This is a genomic window from Mycobacterium sp. (assembly GCF_044223235.1).
GTDB lineage: Bacteria > Actinomycetota > Actinomycetes > Mycobacteriales > Mycobacteriaceae > Mycobacterium.
Genome location: NZ_JBGAME010000001.1, coordinates 530,542 through 549,800, shown reverse-complemented (window position 1 = coordinate 549,800; position 19,259 = coordinate 530,542). Strand labels below are relative to the sequence as shown.

At 70.3% G+C, this 19,259-nt stretch carries 16 protein-coding genes; 12 read left to right on the top strand and 4 right to left on the bottom strand.

Annotated elements, in window-relative coordinates:
• Window positions 1-12: 12 nt before the first annotated feature.
• Complete coding sequence (locus ADBZ6K_RS02425; protein WP_526344207.1) at window positions 13-1,512, bottom strand: alpha-(1->6)-mannopyranosyltransferase A; 1,500 nt, start codon at window positions 1,510-1,512, stop codon at window positions 13-15.
• A 5-nt stretch (window positions 1,513-1,517) separates the two neighbouring features.
• A complete protein-coding gene (gene idsA2 / locus ADBZ6K_RS02420; protein ID WP_526344206.1) occupies window positions 1,518-2,606 on the bottom strand; it encodes a bifunctional (2E,6E)-farnesyl/geranyl diphosphate synthase in 1,089 nt (362 codons plus the stop codon).
• 192 nt (window positions 2,607-2,798) lie between these two features.
• On the opposite strand from idsA2, the gene ADBZ6K_RS02415 reads away from it, so the two are divergent.
• Window positions 2,799-3,758, top strand: a complete 960-nt coding sequence (locus ADBZ6K_RS02415; protein WP_526344205.1) for a methylenetetrahydrofolate reductase — start codon at window positions 2,799-2,801, stop codon at window positions 3,756-3,758.
• A gap of 17 nt (window positions 3,759-3,775) precedes the next feature.
• On the opposite strand, the gene ADBZ6K_RS02410 is transcribed toward ADBZ6K_RS02415, so the two are convergent.
• Both ADBZ6K_RS02410 and ADBZ6K_RS02405 read right to left on the bottom strand, forming a co-directional pair.
• Window positions 3,776-4,426, bottom strand: coding sequence for an LppM family (lipo)protein (locus ADBZ6K_RS02410; protein ID WP_526344361.1), 651 nt, complete (start codon window positions 4,424-4,426; stop codon window positions 3,776-3,778).
• 106 nt (window positions 4,427-4,532) lie between these two features.
• Window positions 4,533-5,165 carry a GNAT family N-acetyltransferase gene (locus tag ADBZ6K_RS02405; protein WP_526344360.1) on the bottom strand — a complete coding sequence of 211 codons (633 nt, stop codon included), beginning with the start codon at window positions 5,163-5,165 and terminating at the stop codon, window positions 4,533-4,535.
• 227 nt (window positions 5,166-5,392) lie between these two features.
• Here ADBZ6K_RS02405 and ADBZ6K_RS02400 point away from each other — a divergent pair, with 227 nt between their 5' ends.
• The 11 genes from ADBZ6K_RS02400 to murG all read left to right on the top strand — a co-directional run bounded on the left by ADBZ6K_RS02400 (window position 5,393) and on the right by murG (window position 19,252).
• Entirely contained in the window at window positions 5,393-5,803 is a 411-nt protein-coding gene (locus ADBZ6K_RS02400) for an SCO2097 family morphological protein (protein ID WP_526344204.1), read from the top strand.
• Window positions 5,804-6,133: 330 nt separating this feature from the next.
• Window positions 6,134-6,565 (top strand): division/cell wall cluster transcriptional repressor MraZ, encoded by a 432-nt coding sequence (gene mraZ / locus ADBZ6K_RS02395; protein WP_526344203.1) that lies wholly within the window; start codon window positions 6,134-6,136, stop codon window positions 6,563-6,565.
• Window positions 6,540-7,718 carry a 16S rRNA (cytosine(1402)-N(4))-methyltransferase RsmH gene (rsmH, locus tag ADBZ6K_RS02390; protein WP_526344202.1) on the top strand — a complete coding sequence of 393 codons (1,179 nt, stop codon included), beginning with the start codon at window positions 6,540-6,542 and terminating at the stop codon, window positions 7,716-7,718. The genes mraZ and rsmH overlap by 26 nt, the downstream gene beginning before the upstream one ends.
• Window positions 7,715-8,854 carry a cell division protein FtsL gene (ftsL, locus tag ADBZ6K_RS02385; protein WP_526344201.1) on the top strand — a complete coding sequence of 380 codons (1,140 nt, stop codon included), beginning with the start codon at window positions 7,715-7,717 and terminating at the stop codon, window positions 8,852-8,854. The genes rsmH and ftsL overlap by 4 nt, the downstream gene beginning before the upstream one ends.
• Window positions 8,851-10,767: a peptidoglycan D,D-transpeptidase FtsI family protein gene (locus ADBZ6K_RS02380; protein WP_526344200.1), complete on the top strand. Its 1,917-nt coding sequence runs from the start codon at window positions 8,851-8,853 to the stop codon at window positions 10,765-10,767. Before ftsL ends, ADBZ6K_RS02380 begins: the two co-directional genes overlap by 4 nt.
• A 56-nt stretch (window positions 10,768-10,823) precedes the next feature.
• On the top strand, window positions 10,824-12,350 hold the full coding sequence (locus ADBZ6K_RS02375) for a UDP-N-acetylmuramoyl-L-alanyl-D-glutamate--2,6-diaminopimelate ligase (protein WP_526344199.1): 1,527 nt from the start codon (window positions 10,824-10,826) through the stop codon (window positions 12,348-12,350).
• Complete coding sequence (locus tag ADBZ6K_RS02370) at window positions 12,347-13,870, top strand: UDP-N-acetylmuramoyl-tripeptide--D-alanyl-D-alanine ligase (protein ID WP_526344198.1); 1,524 nt, start codon at window positions 12,347-12,349, stop codon at window positions 13,868-13,870. The genes ADBZ6K_RS02375 and ADBZ6K_RS02370 overlap by 4 nt, the downstream gene beginning before the upstream one ends.
• Complete coding sequence (gene mraY / locus ADBZ6K_RS02365; RefSeq protein WP_526344197.1) at window positions 13,867-14,946, top strand: phospho-N-acetylmuramoyl-pentapeptide-transferase; 1,080 nt, start codon at window positions 13,867-13,869, stop codon at window positions 14,944-14,946. The genes ADBZ6K_RS02370 and mraY overlap by 4 nt, the downstream gene beginning before the upstream one ends.
• 1 nt (window position 14,947) lies before the next feature.
• A complete protein-coding gene (gene murD / locus ADBZ6K_RS02360) occupies window positions 14,948-16,441 on the top strand; it encodes a UDP-N-acetylmuramoyl-L-alanine--D-glutamate ligase (protein WP_526344196.1) in 1,494 nt (497 codons plus the stop codon).
• A gap of 4 nt (window positions 16,442-16,445) precedes the next feature.
• Window positions 16,446-18,098 carry a putative lipid II flippase FtsW gene (gene ftsW, locus ADBZ6K_RS02355; RefSeq protein ID WP_526344195.1) on the top strand — a complete coding sequence of 551 codons (1,653 nt, stop codon included), beginning with the start codon at window positions 16,446-16,448 and terminating at the stop codon, window positions 18,096-18,098.
• A complete protein-coding gene (gene murG, locus ADBZ6K_RS02350) occupies window positions 18,095-19,252 on the top strand; it encodes an undecaprenyldiphospho-muramoylpentapeptide beta-N-acetylglucosaminyltransferase (protein ID WP_526344194.1) in 1,158 nt (385 codons plus the stop codon). The genes ftsW and murG overlap by 4 nt, the downstream gene beginning before the upstream one ends.
• Window positions 19,253-19,259 lie beyond the last annotated feature (7 nt).

The window sequence follows — 19,259 nt, the reverse complement described above, 5'->3', positions numbered from 1 at the left end:
GTGGCAGCCCTTTTACGGCGGACCGGGCGCCCGGTACAGCGAATACCATGCCGCCGCAGCGCATACCGTGGCCAGCAGCACGTGAACCCACGAGTACATGCCATGCGCGCCATCGGGTTTCCAGATCACGGTGATCCACGTCGAGAACCCGGCGACCGCGGCGACGGACCGTCGAGACTGCGCCACCGCCGCAGCCACCGCCAGCGGCCACGTGTAGTACCAGGGCAGCGCCGCCGGTACGAACAGCACCACCACGAGCATCGCCAGCGCCGTCCCGATCAACGCTTCCCGGTCGGTGTGCCGGAACCGCAGCCAGAGCATTGGCAGCGAGATGGCGATGATCGCGATGCCGGTGATCCGCGCGATCTCCAGCACGGCGTAGAAGTTGACCGGCAGCACCAAGCCGACCAGCGCGTTGACCAGATTGGACACCGCAGTCGGAATCGTCAGCCAGTTGATGATCTTCACGGATCCAGCCAGCGCCGTCAGCCAGCCCAGCCCGACACCGGCGAGCCAGGTGAGCACACCGAAGACGGCCACGAAGATCACGATCGACGCGGCGGTCGCCGTCGCGAAGGCCCGCACCGGTTTCATGCCGCGCCGGTCGCGCAGTTGCCGCATCCACACCCACACCATGAACGGAAAGGCAAGTCCTGCGGTCGCTTTCACCGCGACAGCGGTGGCGATGAGGCCGACGCCCCAGGCGGGGTGCCGCTGGAAGGTCAGCGCGATCGCGGCCATCATCAGACCGACCATCAACATCTCGTTGTGGACGCCACCCATCAGATGGATGATCACCAACGGATTGAGGGCGCAGATCCACAGCGCGGCGGCCGGGTTGCCACCGACGTGACGGGCGATCCGCGGCGCGGCCCAGATCAGCAATACCAGCCCGGGGAGCATGCACAGCCGCAGCAGCATGGTCCCGGCGACCACATCGTTGCCCACCCACATCGTGACGAACTTCGCGACCAGGATGAAGGCGGGGCCATACGGTGCCGTCGTCGTAGTCCAGATCGGACTCACGTTGTCCAGCAACGGGTTCGGGTTTTCCACCGGACCGACGAGATACGGGTCGAAGCCGTCACGCAGGAGCGCGCCCTGCGCAAGGTAGGAGTAGGTGTCGCGGCTGAACACCGGCGCGGAGAGCAGCAGCGGCGCCAGCCAGAAGCCGGTGGTGGCCACCATGGTGTATTCGCTCGCCGTCCGGTCGATCACCCGCCGGCCCAGCCACAGCCATGCGATCAGCATCAGCGCGACGCCGGCCCACAGCAAGAGCGAGGACAACACCAGCCCGTGGCCGAAGCGCAGCCACGACAGGTGCAGCGACTCCAGCAGCGGGTCGTGCAGCCGGGTGCTGCCCGCCCCGAGTCCGCCCGCGGTGATCAGAGCCGCCCCCAGGCAGCCCAGCCGGGCAGGGCGTGCCTCCGGCGACGAGGCAAACGTGACGAGCCGCGAGATATGCAGGGCCAGTCCGGTTTTCCCGGCCTGGGTGGGCGTCGGGTGTGTCATGCGCCTCAGGCGGACCGGTTGGCGGCCAATCTGGCGAGCTCGGACAAGCCCGCTTTGGCTTTTTCGTCGATCGGCATGGTGACGAGAACCTCCAGCGCCCGGCGGGTCAGCATGTCGATGTGGTCCTCCACCGCCGAGAGGGCGCCGACCGACTCGATGACCAGGCACAGTTCCCGCACCTGCGCGTCGTTCAGATCGGTGCCGATCGAGGTGCGCAGCAACTTGGCTGCAACGGGGTCGCTCGTGTCGGCCAGCTCGACGGCCTCGGCCAGCAACACCGTCCGTTTGCCGGAGCGCAGATCGTCACCCGAGGGCTTGCCGGTGACCGCGGGATCACCGAACACGCCGAGCACGTCGTCACGCAGCTGGAAGGCCACGCCCAGATCGGTGCCGATCTCATGGAAGGCGGCCAGCACATCCGGCCGGTCGGCGGCCGCCGCGGCGCCCATCTGCAGGGGACGCGACACCGTATAGGACGCGGTCTTGTAGGTGTTTACCGTCATCGCGGACGCGACCGATTCCGCGCCGCTGGACTCGGCGACGATGTCGAGGTACTGCCCCCCGAGCACCTCGGTGCGGATATCGGCCCATACCCGCTGCACGCGCCGGTGCGCGTCGACGGGCAGATCCGCCGTCGCGACGATGTCGTCGGCCCAGACCAGGGCGAGGTCGCCGAGCAGGATGGCCGCGGACAGCCCGAACTGCTCGGACGATCCGTGCCATTGGCGATCGCGGTGGGCGTCGGCGAACAGCCGGTGCACGGTGGGCAGGCCGCGACGGGTGGCGGACGCGTCGATGACGTCGTCGTGAACCAGCGCGCACGCGTGTAGCAGCTCAAGGGCGGCAAACAGGCGAAGCGCACCCGATTCGACCGGGTCAAGGGAGGGCGGAGCCACCGCGCGCCAACCCCAGTAGGCGAACGCGGGCCTCAGCCGTTTGCCTCCGCGCAGCACGAACTCCTCGAGGGCGGCGGTCAGGTCCGCGTAATCGAGGCCGATATACGCGCAGCCGCTCCGGCGCTCACGGAGATAGTCCTTCAGCTCGTCGGTGACGGCGCGGGTCAACTCGACGGCTGACGGTGCCGCTGCATCCACGCTCAGCGGGCGCCCCTTTCTGTACGATTCAGGCCTTCACAGTGCCCCCGCGGTGCATTCAGAGTAGAGCGTCGCGGGGGATCTGTAGCAAGTGACGCCGCCAGGGCGCGCCGAGGGCGCAGCGTCAGGCCTGAGGCATCCGGCGGTTCAGTCCGCCCAGCGGGCGGTTCCAGCCCGAGCACCTATGCTGTCGTGGTGACAAGCACACGTGCTGGCGGGGGTCAAGGAGCCAGCCACACCAACTCCGTGGTGGACCGAATTGAGGCCATCGGCAAAGACCGGGTGCCGTTCTCTGTGGAGTTCTTCCCGCCGAAGGACGAGGCGGCCGAGGCCCAGCTGTGGCGCGCGGCGCGGGTGTTCGAACGGATGGCGCCTGCCTTCGTTTCGGTAACCTACGGCGCCGGCGGGTCGACGCGGGACCGCACCATCCGCATCGTGCGCGAACTGGCCCGCGACACCACGTTGCTGCCGGTCGCACACCTGACCGCGGTGGGCCACAGCGTGGCCGAGCTGCGCGCGATGATCGGTTCCTACGCCGACTGCGGCATCAGCAATGTGCTCGCGCTGCGCGGCGATCCGCAGGGCGGCGTCCACGCGGAGTGGATCCGGCATCCCGAGGGGCTGGAATACGCCGTCGACATGGTGCGACTGGTGCGGGGGCTGGGCGACTTCCACGTCGGGGTCGCGTCCTTCCCCGAGGGTCATCCGCGGGCCATCGACCTCGAGCACGACACGGCCAACCTGGTCGGTAAGTTGCGTGCGGGCGCCGAGTACTCGATCACGCAGATGTTCTTCGACGTCGACGACTACCTGCGGCTGCGCGACCGGGTGTTCAGCGCCGATCCCGAACAGGGCGCCAAGCCGCTCATTCCCGGGCTGATGCCGATCACCTCGCTGAAGACGGTCCAGCGGATGGTCGAGCTGTCCGGATCGCAATTCCCCGAAGCCGTGTTGGCGCGCTTGACCCGCGCCGCGGGCGACGGCGCCGAGGAGAACCGCGACGCGGTCCGCAAGGTGGGCATCGAGATCGCCACCGAGATGAGCGCGCGGCTCATCGCCGAGGGCGCGCCGTCTCTGCACTTCTGCACGCTGAACTTCGCCAAGGCCACCAGCGAGGTGCTGGCCAACCTGGGCATCAGCGTTCCTGCCTGAGCGGCCCCCGAGCGGCCTCAGCGGCCGGGCGGATAGGGTTCGGCCGGCTTGGGCGAGCGGTCCCGGTTGGTCCACGCCAGCCCGCCGACGATCCCGGCGACCACCAACGACGCCACCGCGAGCCAGATCGCGGCGCTGGTGAAGGAGCGGGCGCTCGGGTCGGTATAGCGGGCCTGGGCGTTCATCGTCGTCACCACGCCGGGCCGAAGCTTCCACTCCACGACCGAAGTACTGACCTGGTCGCCGTTGGTGGAGGTCACCTCGCCGGGGAACGACACGCTCAGCGACACGTCCGCCTGGGGGTCGGTCACCGAGGTCAGGTCGACGCGGCCCTCGAGTATCACCAGGTTGCCAGCACGCCGCAGCGAGATGTCGACTCCGGCGGCGTCCCTGTTCATATTCGCCAGTTGGGGCACTTCGGCGAAGGTCAGATCGGAGAACACGGCCTGCGAGCCGACGAACCCGTCACGGTTGTACTCCGAGATCGCGACCTTGGTGGCGAACGGAAGATTGTTGAGGAACTGAGGCCCCTTGTCATTGCCGTCATCGCCGTCGCGTGGTTGTGCCGCCGCGATGATCTGACCGGATACCCGATCGTCCGGGGAAACGGTGATCGAGGCCCTGACCCGCACACAGCCCACGACCATGGGGATGAGCAGCAGCAACATCACCAAGGCGACCAGTCGGGTTCTGGCCCGGGATGCGGGCGGGCGGGCGTGCACGTCGTCATCGTGCCAGACGAGGGCAGAGGCTGTTCGTTCCGACGCCGGTCCGTCACGGATTCTCGAGAGGCAGTGCCCGCCCCAGAATGGCAAATGCGCGCGGATCGCCTGCGAAGTGGTAACCCCTGATGACGTCGGTGAATCCCAGCCGGCGGTAGAGCCGCCACGCACGGTTCCGCTCCCCATTGATCTCCGGGGTGGACAGCAGCACGTGGGTTTCCGGGCGGCCGGCCAGCAGTCGCCGCGCCAGGGCCTCGCCCAGGCCGCGACCCTGTGCGCGTGGATCGATATGCAGCTCGGTCAGTTCGAAGTAGTCGGCCATCAGCTCGGCGATGTGGGCCGGGTCCGTGCCCACCCGCTGTAGGCCCTGGATGACCTGCTGCTGCCACCATTGGTCGGGGGCGCCGCAGTAGCCGTAGGCCACGCCCAGCAGATGCGCCGCCTGCACGTCGTCATCCGTCGGAATCCACTGACCCCGTTCGGCCTCAGTGACGCCCCCTGAGCCACACCCGTCCACCGCGGCGACCGCGCGCCAGCCCTTGCGCCCGGTGTGCTCCAGCCACATCGACGCGCGTTGCTCCTCGGTACCCCTCGGATAGCGCATCGCGTCGACGTAGATGCGCAACGCCTCGGGGAGGCGGCGCCGCATATCGCTGGGCGACAAGTCGATCAGGAATGTCGCCAAATGGCTGCCCTTCTCAGTGCTCGATATGGTCGGATCCGCCAACGTCATTATGGGATGGCCCAGGTGGCGGGGGCGCACCGCGGCGAACGTCATACAATCGGCGGTCGAAGTAGGTGGTACGGCTCAGATTGACCTCGTATCATGGCTATTAGCCGCTCGTAAACCCGTGCGGACAAGACTTTCATCACTCAGACGGCCGTGTCGGCTGTGTCGGCAAGGAGGGACGAATGCCACTCTCCGATCATGAGCAGCGCATGCTCGATCAGATCGAGAGCGCGCTTTATGCCGAGGATCCCAAGTTCGCATCGAGCGTTCGTGGCGGGACTCTGCGCGCTCCGTCGGCACGCCGCAGGATTCAAGGCGCCGCACTCTTCCTACTGGGCCTGGCGATGCTGGTTGCCGGAGTCGCCTTCAAGGCCACGATGATCGGAAGTTTTCCGATTTTGTCGGTCATCGGCTTCGTGGTGATGTTCGGCGGCGTGGTGTACGCCATCACCGGATCCAAGGGCGCCCGCGGTGCGGCCCGTGATCGGCAGGCCGGCGAGCCGGGAGCACCGCGGCAGAAGCGCGCCAAGGGCTCCGGCGGATCGTTCACCAGCCGGATGGAGGATCGCTTCCGCCGCCGCTTCGACGAGTAGATCCGGGTCGGATCGCAGGGGTGGCCCCGTAACGGGGCTGCCCCTTTTTTTGCGTGGAGTCACACGCCATCCCCCACAACGCCCCACCGGCCAGTGAATTGCTGGTGACGTGCCGTTTTGCGTTCGATCGGGGCGTGGCGCCGCATGCTCTCTGCCCGAATGCCGCACGACCGGGGCGATGAGTGGGGATGTTGGCCCAACTGACGCCATCAAATGGAGCAAAGTGGGGGATTGTGGGGTAATGTGGCGTTCGACGGAGAGACCGGAGCTCCGTTCGGAGGGCAGTAGCAAAGCGACTCGGGAGGACACCCGGGTGGTGGGAGGTGGCCGATGTTTCTCGGCACCTACACGCCGAAGCTCGACGACAAGGGGCGGCTCACGCTTCCCGCGAAGTTCCGCGACGCACTGGCAGGAGGTTTGATGGTCACCAAGAGCCAAGACCACAGCCTCGCCGTCTATCCGCGAGCGGAGTTCGAGAAACTGGCCAGGCGCGCCTCGCAGGCGTCGCGGAGCAATCCGGAGGCACGCGCGTTCCTGCGCAACCTGGCCGCAGCCACCGACGAACAACATCCCGACGCACAAGGCCGGATCACCCTGTCGGCCGACCACCGCCGCTACGCGAACCTGTCCAAGGACTGCGTGGTGATCGGCTCGGTCGACTACCTGGAGATCTGGGACGCCCAAGCCTGGCAGGAGTACCAGCAGACCCACGAAGAGAATTTCTCCGCGGCGACTGATGAAACTCTGCGCGACATCATCTGACTCGGCGGTTGATCCGGCACCTGGACCAGACGTTGCCCGTGCATCGTGGCCTCTGCCCGAACCGGCCCTGGCGTACTTCCCCGACGCCAGGTCCGTGCTCTCGGACAGGGACCTCGATGCAGGGGCGCCCGACCACCGGAATCGGTTCGGAGGGGTTGCGATGGCCACAAACGGCCCGGCGGGGACTCACGGGCACGTCCCGGTGCTGCTCAATCGCTGCGTCGAACTGCTCACCCCCGCGCTGACCCGCAGCAACCTCGACGGGACGGGCGCCGTCCTGGTGGATGCCACGCTCGGCGCCGGTGGACACGCGGAGCGCTTTCTGGCCGGCCTGCCCGGGCTGCGGCTCATCGGACTCGATCGGGACCCCGACGCACTGGCCATCGCGGGCGACCGGCTCGCCCCGTTCTCGGACCGTCTCACGCTGGTGCGCACCCGCTATGACGGGCTGACAGGCGCGCTTTCGGATGCGGGAGTCGACGAGGTCGACGGCGTCCTGTTCGACCTGGGCGTGTCGTCGATGCAGCTCGATCGGGCCGAACGCGGATTCTCCTACTCCGCCGACGCCCCGCTGGATATGCGGATGGATCCCGACGCGGCGCTGACCGCGGCCGAAGTGCTCAATACGTTCGACGAGAAGGCGCTGGCGCGGGCGCTGCGCGAGTACGGCGAGGAGAGGTTCGCCGGCCGCATCGCCGCGCAGATCGTGCGCCGCCGCGCCCGCAGTCCGTTCAGCACCACGGGCGAGCTGGTGGAGCTGCTCTACGAGGCCATACCGGCGCCGGCCAGGCGCACCGGAGGACATCCGGCCAAGCGCACGTTCCAGGCGTTGCGCATCGTCGTCAACGCCGAACTCGATTCACTGCGTGACGCGCTGCCCGCGGCGCTTTCGGCATTGGCGGCCAAGGGGCGAATCGTCGTGATGGCCTACCAGTCGTTGGAGGACCGGATCGTCAAGAGCCAGTTCGCGGCCGTTACCGCTTCGCGTACCCCACCGGGCTTGCCCGTCGAGCTACCGGGCCACGGACCCGAGTTCGTGGCACTGACCCGCGGCGCCGAGCGCGCCGGCCCTGAGGAGATCGATCGCAATCCACGTAGCGCTCCGGTGCGGTTGCGAGCCCTGGAGAAGGTTGCCAGAAGGGATGCGTCATGAAGACAAAGCGATCCGCGCCGGTCCGTGGGAACGACGAGCGCAGGCGACGGTCGCAGCCACCGGGCCGCACCTCGCAGCGCGGCTCGGGAGAGGCTCCGCCCCGTCGGCCCGGGCCGAGCACGGAGCAGCGTGCGCTGCGCACTCCGCCGCAGACGGGGCCGATCCAGCGTCCGATCACGGGGCCCGCCCGGCCCAAGACCGCGAGCCAGGCCAAGGCACGTGCGAAGGCGCGGAAGGCAAAGGCGCCCAAGGTCATCCGGCCGCCGCTTCGCCAGAGAATCCTGCTCAAGCTTGCATCGATCGAGCTGAACCCGCGCACGCTGATCGCCAGGGTGCCGTTCGTCGTGCTGGTGATCGGGGCGCTCGGCTTCGGCCTGGCGATGACGCTGTGGCTGTCGACGGGCGCCGCCGAGCGGTCGTATCAGCTCGGTCATGCCAGGCAGACCAATCAGGGCCTGCTGCAGCAGAAGGAGGCACTCGAGCGTGACGTGCTCGAGGCGCAGGCCGCCCCCGCGCTCGCCGAGGCCGCACGCAACCTCGGCATGATCCCGTCGCGGGACACCGCGCACCTGGTCCAGGACCCGTCGGGCAACTGGATTGTCGTAGGCTCCCCCAAGCCGGCCGAGGGTGTCCCCCCGCCACCGCTGAACACGCCGCTGCCCGATGAGCGGCCCACTCCACCGCCCCCGCCCGCGCCGCGTGTCGTCGATCCGCGCGAACTCGCGGTCCGGATGCCGCCCACCCAGCCTGGCCAGCCGCTGCCGCCCGGCCAACTGCTCCCGCCCGGTCTGCCCGGGCAGCCGGCCCAACCGCTGGCCGCGCCCGGTGCACCGGAGGTTCCGCACGCCGCCGTCGGCCAGGCGCCCGCACCGGGCCCCACCGACCCCACCGACCCCGCAGCCCCGGCTGCCATTCCGGTGCCCGCTCCCGTGCCCGCCGACCCCGCCGCCGTGCCGCCCGCTGTCGCCGCGGTAGCGCCTGCGCCCGCCGACGTGCCCCCGGTCGTTCCCCCCGCGTCTGCGCCGCTGGACACCGGACCCCAGCACCTGCCCTCGACGCAGGCACCCGCACTGCCCGGCCCGGTTGCCGGAACCGAACAGTTCGGCCCCGCGGCAGCGCCGGGTGCGGGGGCATGAGTCCCCGCCGTCCCGCCGGACCTGAGCCGCGCAAGCGTAAGGAGCAGGGCGGCCAGGGCCGCTCAGCGCGGCTGCGGCGCACCCGCGCACCGATGGCCGACACCGGGTTGCGCAGTACGTCCTTCGTGTTCCGGCACCGGGCCGGAAACGCGGTCATCTTCGTGTTGCTGCTGGTCGCGGGGGCCCAGCTGTTCAACCTGCAGGTACCCCGGGCCGCCGGGCTGCGGGCGGAAGCCGCCAGCCAGCTCAAGGTCACCGACGCCCAGAAGGCAGTGCGTGGCAGCATCGTCGACCGCAACGACGACAAGCTGGCATTCACCATCGAGGCGCGCGCCCTGACCTTCCAGCCGGTGCGGGTGCGCAAGCAACTGGCAGAGGCCAGGGAGAAGTCGCCGGAGGCGCCCGATCCGGAACTGCGGCTGCGCGACATCGCCGCCGGGGTGGCGTCGCGGCTCGACAACAAACCCGACGCCAAGACGGTGCTCAAGAAGCTCAAGAGCAGCGACACGTTCGTCTACCTGGCACGATCGGTCGATCCGGCGATCGCCGACGCGATCACCACCGAATTTCCCGAGGTCGGCGCCGAGCGGCAGGACATCCGCCAGTACCCGGGCGGATCGCTGGCGGCCAACATCGTCGGCGGCATCGACTGGGACGGCCACGGCCTCCTGGGCCTCGAGGATTCGCTGGACTCCGTGCTTGCGGGTACCGACGGGTCGATCACCTACGACCGCGGCTCCGATGGCGTGGTCATCCCGGGCAGCTATCGCAACCGCCACGACGCGGTGGACGGTTCGACGGTCATGCTGACCATCGACGACGACATCCAGTTCTACGTCCAGCAGCAGGTCCAGCAGGCCAAGAACCTGTCGGGCGCCAAGAACGTCTCCGCCGTGGTGCTCGACGCCAAGACCGGGGAGGTGCTGGCGATGTCGAACGACAATACGTTCGACCCCTCCCAGAACATCGGCAGGCAGGGCGACCGGCAGATGGGCAACCTGGCCGTGTCGTCTCCGTTCGAGCCGGGATCGGTCAACAAGATCGTCACCGCGGCCACCGCGATCGAGTTGGGCCTGACCAACCCCGACGAGGTGCTACAGGTGCCGGGCTCGATCAACATGGGCGGCGTCAACGTCAAGGACGCCTGGAACCATGGCGTGATGCCGTACACCACCACGGGTGTGTTCGGGAAGTCCTCCAACGTCGGGACGCTCATGCTGGCCCAGCGGATCGGTCCGGAACGCTTCGCGGACATGCTGCGCAAGTTCGGCCTCGGCCAACGCACCGACGTCGGACTGCCCGGTGAAAGCGCGGGCCTGGTCCCGCCGATGCCCCAGTGGTCGGGCAGCACGTTCTCGAATCTTCCTATCGGCCAAGGCCTTTCGATGACACTGCTGCAGATGGCAGGTATGTACCAGGCCATCGCCAACGACGGTGTGCGCATCCCGCCGAGGATCCTGAAGGCCACCATCGCTCCGGATGGCACCCGCACCGACGAGCCGAGGCCCGAGGGCGTGCAGGTGGTCTCCCCGGAGACGGCCAAGGCGGTCCGCAACATGATGCGTGCGGTGGTGCAGCGCGATCCCACCGGTGTACAGCAGGGCACCGGCCCGGCGGCCGCCGTCGAGGGGTATCAGATCGCGGGTAAGACCGGCACCGCTCAGCAGATCAACCCCGCGTGCGGCTGCTATTACGACGACGTCTACTGGATCACGTTCGCCGGCATGGCCACCGTCGACGACCCCAGGTACGTCATCGGAATCATGATCGACGCGCCGCACCGGGCGGCCGACGGCACCCCAGGAACGTCGGCGGCTCCGCTGTTCCACAACATCGCATCGTGGCTGCTGCAGCGGGAGAACGTGCCGCTATCGCCGGACCCGGGACCGCCGCTGACCTTGCAGGCCGGCTGACCACACGAGTCGCTCGGCGCGGCACCGGGCACTCGGGTCGGTACTGTGTCATGGCCATGAATCAGCGTCCCAGCCATCCCGCAGGCGTCGGCCTCACCCGGCTCGCCGAGCAGGTGGGGGCCGTGCCGCCCGCGGGTGTCGCGGTGCCCGACGTCCTGGTCACCGGGGTGACCCTGCGGGGCCAGGACGCGGTCGCCGGCGATCTGTTCGCCGCGCTGCCCGGCGCCGCGTCGCACGGGTGGCGCTACGCCGGCGACGCGGTGAGCCGCGGCGCGGTGGCGGTGCTCACCGACGCCGACGGGGCGACCGCACTCGGCCCCGACGCCGCCGTTCCTGTGCTGATTCATCCGGCGCCGCGCTCGGTGCTCGGAGACGTCGCGGCGACGGTGTACGGCCACCCGTCGCGCCGGCTGCGGGTCATCGGGGTCACCGGGACGTCGGGAAAGACCACGACGACATACCTGGTCGAGGCGGGTCTGCGGGCCGCGGGTCGGGTCGCCGGGCTGATCGGGACCGTCGGCATCCGCATCGACGGCCGCGAACAGTCGAGCTCGCTGACGACGCCCGAGGCACCCGAGCTGCAGGCCCTGCTGGCGGTCATGGTGGAGCAGGGGGTGGACACCGTGGTCATGGAGGTCTCCAGTCACGCGCTGACCCTCGGTCGGGTCGACGGCATCCGGTTCGCCGTCGGCGGATTCACCAACCTCTCGCGGGATCACCTCGACTTCCACGCCACCATGGCGGAGTACTTCGACGCCAAGGCGCGGCTGTTCGACCCGGCATCGCCGACGCATGCCGACATCTCGGTCATCTGCGTGGATGACGAGGCGGGCCGCGCCATGGCGGCTGTCGCGGCGGATCCGGTGACCGTGAGTGCGACGGGAACCGATGCGCATTGGCGGGCCGAGGCCATCCACCCCGCAGACCAGGGTGCCCAGGAGTTCGTCGCCGTCGACGGCGCGGGCGTGCACCACGGCCTGCGAATCGGCCTGCCCGGGCGCTACAACGTGGCGAACTGCCTACTGGCGGTGGCGCTGCTCGACGCGATCGGGGTGTCGCCAGAGCAGGCGGCGCCCGGGTTGCGGACCGCGGCGGTGCCCGGCCGGCTGGAGATCGTCGACCGCGGCCAGGGCTTTCTCGCCCTTGTCGACTACGCGCACAAGCCGGGGGCGCTGCGCGCGGTGCTCGAGACGCTGCGCTCCCAGCCCGGCGTGGCGCGCCTGGCGGTGGTGTTCGGGGCGGGCGGAGACCGCGATCCGGGCAAACGGGAGCCGATGGGCCGGGTGGCCGCCGAACTGGCCGACCTGGTGGTGGTCACCGACGACAACCCGCGCGACGAGGACCCGGCCGACATCCGCGCCGCGATCCTGGCCGGAACCGCCGGCTGCCCCGCACGGGTGGTGGAGATCGGCGACCGGGGCGAGGCGATCGATCACGCCGTTGCGTGGGCGAGGGCGGGTGACGTCGTGCTGATCGCGGGTAAGGGCCACGAGGCGGGCCAGACAAGCCACGGGCGCACCCGCCCGTTCGATGACCGCCGCGAGCTGGCCCGCTCGCTCGAGGCACGGGGAGCGGGACTGTGATCGACCTCACGATTGCCCAGATCGCCGCCATCGTCGGGGGTGAACTGGCCGGCATCACACTCGAGGAAGCGGCGGCCACCCGGGTGACGGGGACCGTCGAATTCGACTCCCGGGCGGTCACTCCGGGCGGGCTGTTCCTGGCGCTGCCCGGGGCCCGCTCCGACGGGCACGACTTCGCCGCGGCGGCCTTCGGCGCGGGCGCCGTCGCCGTGCTGGCGGCGCGGCCGGTCGGGGTGCCGGCGATCGTCGTGACCCCGCAGGCCGCGCCGGCCGACGGCGCTGCCGATGCCGGCGTGCTCGAGTACGACACCGACGGTTCTGGCGCCGCGGTGCTGGCCGCGCTGGCGCGGCTGGCGCGAGCCGTCGCCGACACGCTGGTCGCCGGCGGCCTGACCATTGTCGGGGTGACAGGTTCATCCGGTAAGACATCGACGAAAGACCTTATGGCTGCGGTGCTTTCGCCGCTCGGGTCGGTGGTGGCGCCACCTGGTTCGTTCAACAACGAACTCGGTCATCCGTGGACGGTGCTGCGCGCCGACGAGTCGACCGATTACCTGATCCTGGAGATGTCGGCGCGCCATCCCGGCAACATCGCCGCGCTCGCCGCGATCGCCCCGCCCTCGATCGCGGTGGTGCTCAACGTCGGGACCGCCCACCTCGGCGAGTTCGGCTCCCGCGATGCCATCGCCGCGACGAAAGCCGAACTGCCGCAGGCGGTTCCGTCCTCAGGGGTGGTGATCCTCAACGTCGACGACAGTGCGGTGGCGGCGATGGCGGATCTCACCGCCGCCCGCGTGGTGCGGGTGGGCCGCTCGGACGGCGCCGACGTCTGGGCCGGTCCGGTAGCGCTGGACGAACTGGCCCGCCCGCGGTTCACGCTGCACACTGCAGGCGGGCAGGTCGAGGTCGCACTGGCCGTGCATGGCGACCATCAGGTGTCCAATGCGTTGTGCGCGGCCGCGGTGGCGCTGGAGTGCGGGGCGACGCTGGATCAGGTGGCGGCGGCGCTGTCGGCCGCGGCGCCGGTCTCCGCGCGCCGCATGCAGGTCAGCACCCGTGCCGACGGCGTGACGGTCGTCAACGACGCCTACAACGCCAACCCTGACTCGATGCGGGCCGGTCTGCAGGCGCTGGTGTGGATGGCGCGATCCGGGCAGGACCGAAACGAACGGCGCCGTAGCTGGGCTGTCTTGGGCGAGATGGCCGAACTCGGCGACGACGCGATAACCGAGCATGACCGCATCGGACGGCTCGTGGTGCGATTAGATGTCTCTCGACTCGTCGTCGTGGGATCAGGGAGGTCGTTGAGCGCCATGCACTACGGGGCCGTCATGGAGGGGTCGTGGGGTGCGGAGGCCACCATCGTCGCCGACAGTGACGCCGCGCTCGCATTGCTGCGATCCGAATTGCGCCCCGGCGACGTGGTGTTGGTGAAGGCATCCAACTCCGCAGGGTTGGGCGCCATGGCCGACGCGCTGGCGGCGGGCGACCCCGCCGCGGACGGGGACGCCGCCCGATGAGGCAGATCCTCATCGCCGTCGGCATCGCGCTGGCGGTGTCGATCCTGCTGACACCGCTGCTGATCCGGCTGTTCACCCGGCAGGGGCTGGGCCACGAGATCCGCGAGGACGGTCCGCCCAGCCACCACAAGAAGCGCGGCACCCCGTCGATGGGCGGCGTCGCCATCCTCGCCGGCATCTGGGCCGGTTACCTCGGGACGCACATGGTCGGGGTGGCGCTGGACGGAAGAGGTCCGTCGGCGTCGGGGCTGCTGGTCCTGGGCCTGGCCACGGCGCTGGGGGCCGTCGGTTTCATCGACGATCTGATCAAGATCAGGCGCTCGCGCAACCTCGGCCTGAACAAGACGGCCAAGACGGTGGGCCAGCTCGTCGCCGCGGTCCTGTTCGGTGTGCTCGTCCTGCAGTTCCGCAACGCCGACGGACTCACCCCTGGCATCCCCGAGCTGTCGTACGTGCGGGAGATCGCAACGGTGACGCTGGCGCCCGCGGTCTTCGTATTGTTCTGTGTGGTGATCGTGGCCGCGTGGTCCAACGCGGTCAACTTCACCGACGGCCTCGACGGGCTGGCGGCGGGGGCGATGGCGATGGTGTGCGCCGCCTACGTGCTGATCACCTTCTGGCAGTTCCGCAATGCCTGCGCGACCAGCCCGGGGCTCGGCTGTTACAACGTGCGCGACCCGCTGGATCTGGCGCTGATCGCCGCGGCGACGGCCGGGGCGTGCGTCGGATTCCTGTGGTGGAACGCCGCACCCGCCAAGATCTTCATGGGTGACACCGGCTCGCTGGCGCTGGGCGGCATCATCGCCGGGATCTCGGTCACCAGCCGCACCGAGATGCTCGCGGTCGTCCTCGGTGCGCTGTTCGTCGCCGAGGTGACCTCGGTGGTGGTGCAGATCCTGGCGTTTCGCACCACCGGGCGCCGGGTGTTCCGGATGGCGCCGTTCCATCACCACTTCGAACTCGTCGGTTGGGCCGAGACCCAGGTCATCATCCGGTTCTGGCTGCTCACCGCCATCGCCTGCGGGCTGGGGGTGGCGCTGTTCTACAGCGAGTGGCTGACCGCCGTCGGGGCCTGAGGTGAACCGACCCGGCACCGGCGCGGACGACGTGGCGCCCCTTCATCCCGGAGCCAGGGTGCTGGTCACCGGGGCTGGGGTCACCGGCAGGGCGGTGCTGTCCGCCCTGGCGCCGCTGGAGGTGGCCACGACCTTGTGCGACGACAACGCGGCCGCCATGCGGTCCTATGCCGACGACGGAGTTACGGTGCTCGAACCTGCGGGGGCGATCGCGGACATCGCGGGCTTCGAGCTGGTCGTCACCAGTCCCGGCTACCCGCCCACCGCGCCGGTGCTCGCCGCAGCGGCCGCCGCCGGGGTGCCCGTCTGGGGTGACGTCGAGCTGGCGTGGCGCCTCGACGCGGCGGGCCGGTACGGTCCGCCCCGGCGCTGGCTGGTGGTGACGGGCACCAACGGCAAGACCACCACCACCTCGATGCTGCACGAGATGCTCACCGCGGCCGGGCTGCGCAGCCTGCTGTGCGGCAACATCGGCAGCCCGGTGCTCGACGTGCTCGCCGCACCTTCCGAGTTCCTTGCAGTCGAGCTGTCCAGCTTCCAGCTGCATTGGGCGCCGTCGCTGCGGCCGGAGGCCGGGGTGGTGCTCAACGTCGCCGAGGACCACCTGGACTGGCACGGCTCGATGGCGGCGTACGCGGCTGACAAGGCCAGGGTGCTCGACGGCCGGGTGGCCATCGCCGGGCTGGACGACCCGGTCGCGGCCGGGCTGCTCACCGGAGCCGCCGCACCGGTGCGGGTGGGCTTCCGGCTCGGCGAGCCCGCCGCGGGTGAGCTGGGCGTACGCGACGGCGTGCTGGTGGACCGGGCGTTCGGCCCGTCCGGCGGGGACGGCGTCGGGCTCGCCGCCGTCAGCCACATCCCGGTGGCCGGGCCGGTCGGCGTGCTCGACGCCCTCGCCGCGGCGGCTCTGGCCCGTGCCGCCGGTGTCGTGCCCGAGGCGGTCGACCGCGCGCTGACGGGCTTCCGGGTAGGGCGCCACCGGGCCGAGGTGGTCGCGTCGGCCGGCGGCATCACCTACATCGACGACTCGAAGGCCACCAATCCGCACGCCGCTCAGGCGTCCATCACCGCATACCCGCGCGTCGTGTGGGTCGCGGGCGGCTTGCTGAAGGGCGCATCGGTCGATGACCTGGTGCTCGGCGTGGCGAACCGGCTGGCCGGCGCCGTGCTCATCGGCCGGGATCGCCTGTTGATTGCCGACGCGTTGGCGCGACACGCCCCCGATGTCCCCGTGGTCGACCTTGTGACGGGGGAGGATTCTGGGGTGCAAGGGGCAATTGGGTCAACTGTGAGTCATGTGACTCGTGTGGTCGAGACGGCCGGACGGCCCGTCCCGGACGCCGTGATGGCCGCGGTCGTCGAGGCGGCCAGGGGGCTGGCGCGGCCGGGCGACACCGTGCTGCTGGCCCCCGCAGGCGCTTCGTTCGACCAGTTCAGCGGCTACGGCCAGCGCGGAGACGCGTTTGCCGCCGCCGTGCGAGCCGCAACCGCCTGACGCCGTGAGCAACGTCCTGGCGCGGCTGCGGCTGCGGCGAAGCGGCCCCGCGGTCGCCGGCGCCACAGAGACAGGTCAGACAGGTCAAACCGCCGCCGGGTCGTCGCGCACCCGCTTCGGGGCCTGGCTCGGCCGGCCGATGACCTCGTTTCACCTGATCATCGCCGTCGCGGCGCTGCTGATGACGCTGGGCCTGACCATGGTGCTCTCGGCCTCCGGGGTGTACTCCTACGACCAGGACGGGTCACCCTGGATCGTCTTCGCCAAGCAGGTGCTGTGGACGCTGGTCGGTCTGGTCGCCTTCTACGTGGCGCTGCGCACGCCGGTGAACATGATGCGCAGGCTGGCATTCTCCGGCTTCGCGCTGACCATCATCATGCTGGTCCTGGTGCTCATACCGGGCATCGGCAAGGTGGCCAACGGCTCGCGCGGATGGTTCGTGGTCGCGGGGTTCTCGATGCAACCCTCGGAACTCGCCAAGATCGCATTCGCGATCTGGGGTGCGCATCTGCTGGCCGCGCGGCGCATGGAACAGGCAACCCTGCGCGAGATGCTCATCCCGCTGGTGCCCGCCGCGGTCATCGCGCTGGCGCTCATCGTTGCGCAGCCCGACCTGGGCCAGACGGTGTCGCTCGGCATCATCCTGCTCGCGCTGCTGTGGTACGCGGGTCTGCCGCTGCGCGTATTCCTCAGCTCGCTGCTCGCGGTTATGGTGTCGGCCGCGGTGCTGGCCATGGCCGAGGGCTACCGTTCCGCCCGGGTCCAGTCCTGGCTGGATCCGTCCGCCGATGCCCAGGGCTCCGGCTATCAGGCCCGCCAGGCCAGGTTCGCCCTGGCCAACGGCGGTGTCTTCGGCGACGGGCTCGGCCAGGGCACCGCCAAATGGAACTACCTGCCCAACGCCCACAACGACTTCATCTTCGCGATCATCGGCGAGGAGCTCGGCTTCGTCGGCGCCGCCGGCCTGCTGTGCCTGTTCGGGCTGTTCGCCTACACCGGGATGCGGATCGCGCGCCGGTCGGCCGATCCGTTCCTGCGGCTGCTCACCGCGACCGCCACCACGTGGGTGCTGGGCCAGGTGTTCATCAACGTGGGCTACGTGGTCGGCCTGCTGCCGGTGACCGGTCTGCAGCTGCCGCTGATCTCCGCGGGCGGAACCTCGACGGCGACGACGCTGTTCATGCTCGGCCTGATCACCAACGCGGCCCGCCACGAACCCGAGGCGGTGGCAGCGCTGCGCGCCGGGCGCGACGACCGGGTCAACCGGCTGTTGCGGCTGCCGCTGCCCGAACCGTACGTGCCGACCCGGCTGGACGCGGCGCGGGACCGGCTGCGCTCCCGCACGGGCCGCAAGGGTTCGGGTCAGGGTGCCGGCCCGGGTACCAATGCCAAGCGGCAGCGGAAGACACCGCCGCCGCCCGCGCGCAAGGCCGCGCGTGCTTCCGCCGGTGAGACTCGCCGCAAAACCCACGCGGATGATCGGGTGGCGCGCCGCGCAGGGCATCATGTAGGCGGTCGGCGCGCCGGCGAGCCGGGAGCAGTTCCCGTCCGCGGGGGACAGCGCGGCGACTCTGCGGGCCGGTCCGGCGACGACCGGGCGGGCCTGAGCCGCCAGGGCCAGCGGGCCCGCACACTGGAAGGTCAGCGTTACGGGTGAACGACACGAGGCGCCCAGGGGGCATCTCCGTGGTTCTCGCCGGTGGAGGCACCGCGGGGCACGTCGAACCGGCGATGGCCGTCGCCGACGCCCTGGCCGCACTCGACCCCGCGGTGCGGATCACGGCGCTGGGCACCCGACGCGGGCTGGAGACCCGCCTGGTACCCGAGCGCGGGTATCGCCTCGAACTGATCACCCCCGTCCCGTTGCCGCGTAAACCCTCGGGCGATCTGCTCCGCCTGCCGCTGCGGGTTCGCGAGGCGGTGCGCCAGACCCGGTCGGTGCTCGACGGCGTCGACGCCGACGTCGTCATCGGCTTCGGTGGTTACGTAGCGCTGCCCGCCTACCTGGCGGCCAGGGGTGGGCGGGCCCTGTTGGGCAGGCGCAAGCGGCGGGTGCCCGTCGTTGTCCACGAAGCCAACGCCAGCGCGGGCTGGGCCAACCGGGTGGGGGCCCGCTCGGCGCAGCGGGTGCTCGCCGCGGTGGAGGACCCGGGGTTGCGGCACGCCGAGGTGGTCGGCGTGCCGGTTCGCGCGGCGATCACCTCGCTGGATCGGGCGGCCCTGCGCGCCGAGGCGCGGGCGCGCTTCGGGTTCTCCGACACCGCACGGGTGCTGCTGGTCTTCGGCGGCTCGCAGGGTGCCCAATCGCTCAACCGGGCCGTCTCCGCATCCGCCAAACAGCTTGCCGCCGCGGGGATTTCGGTGCTGCACGGCTACGGCGCCAAGAACACCCTCGATCTTCCCGAACCGGCGGCGGGTGATCCGCCCTACGTCGCGCTGCCGTACCTGGACCGAATGGATCTCGCGTACGCCGCCGCCGACCTGGTCGTCTGCCGCTCGGGCGCGATGACCGTCGCGGAGGTGACGGCCGTCGGCCTGCCCGCGGTGTACGTGCCGCTGCCCATCGGCAACGGTGAGCAGCGGCTCAACGCGCTGCCGGTCGTGCAGGCGGGTGGCGGGATCGTCGTCGACGACGCCGACCTCACGGGCGACTTCGTCGCCGAGACGGTGACCGGTCTGCTGACCGACCCGGCACGGCTGGCGTCGATGACGAGCGCCGCGGCGCTGTCCGGCCATCGCGATGCGGCGCGCCGGGTGGCCGAGATAGCACTGGATGTGGCGCGCCGCGCCAGAGCGGGGGAGGCGCGGTGAGCGTGGG

What these genes read in the sequence shown, in the direction of transcription:
- ADBZ6K_RS02425 (WP_526344207.1), bottom strand. Translation starts at nt 1,512, where the DNA reads ATGACACACCCGACGCCCACCCAGGCCGGGAAAACCGGACTGGCCCTG.
- ADBZ6K_RS02410 (WP_526344361.1), bottom strand. Translation starts at nt 4,426, where the DNA reads ATGTTGCTGCTGCTCATCCCCATGGTCGTGGGCTGTGTGCGGGTCAGG.
- ADBZ6K_RS02400 (WP_526344204.1), top strand. Translation starts at nt 5,393, where the DNA reads ATGCCACTCTCCGATCATGAGCAGCGCATGCTCGATCAGATCGAGAGC.
- mraZ (WP_526344203.1), top strand. Translation starts at nt 6,134, where the DNA reads ATGTTTCTCGGCACCTACACGCCGAAGCTCGACGACAAGGGGCGGCTC.
- rsmH (WP_526344202.1), top strand. Translation starts at nt 6,540, where the DNA reads ATGAAACTCTGCGCGACATCATCTGACTCGGCGGTTGATCCGGCACCT.
- ftsL (WP_526344201.1), top strand. Translation starts at nt 7,715, where the DNA reads ATGAAGACAAAGCGATCCGCGCCGGTCCGTGGGAACGACGAGCGCAGG.
- ADBZ6K_RS02380 (WP_526344200.1), top strand. Translation starts at nt 8,851, where the DNA reads ATGAGTCCCCGCCGTCCCGCCGGACCTGAGCCGCGCAAGCGTAAGGAG.
- ADBZ6K_RS02375 (WP_526344199.1), top strand. Translation starts at nt 10,824, where the DNA reads ATGAATCAGCGTCCCAGCCATCCCGCAGGCGTCGGCCTCACCCGGCTC.
- mraY (WP_526344197.1), top strand. Translation starts at nt 13,867, where the DNA reads ATGAGGCAGATCCTCATCGCCGTCGGCATCGCGCTGGCGGTGTCGATC.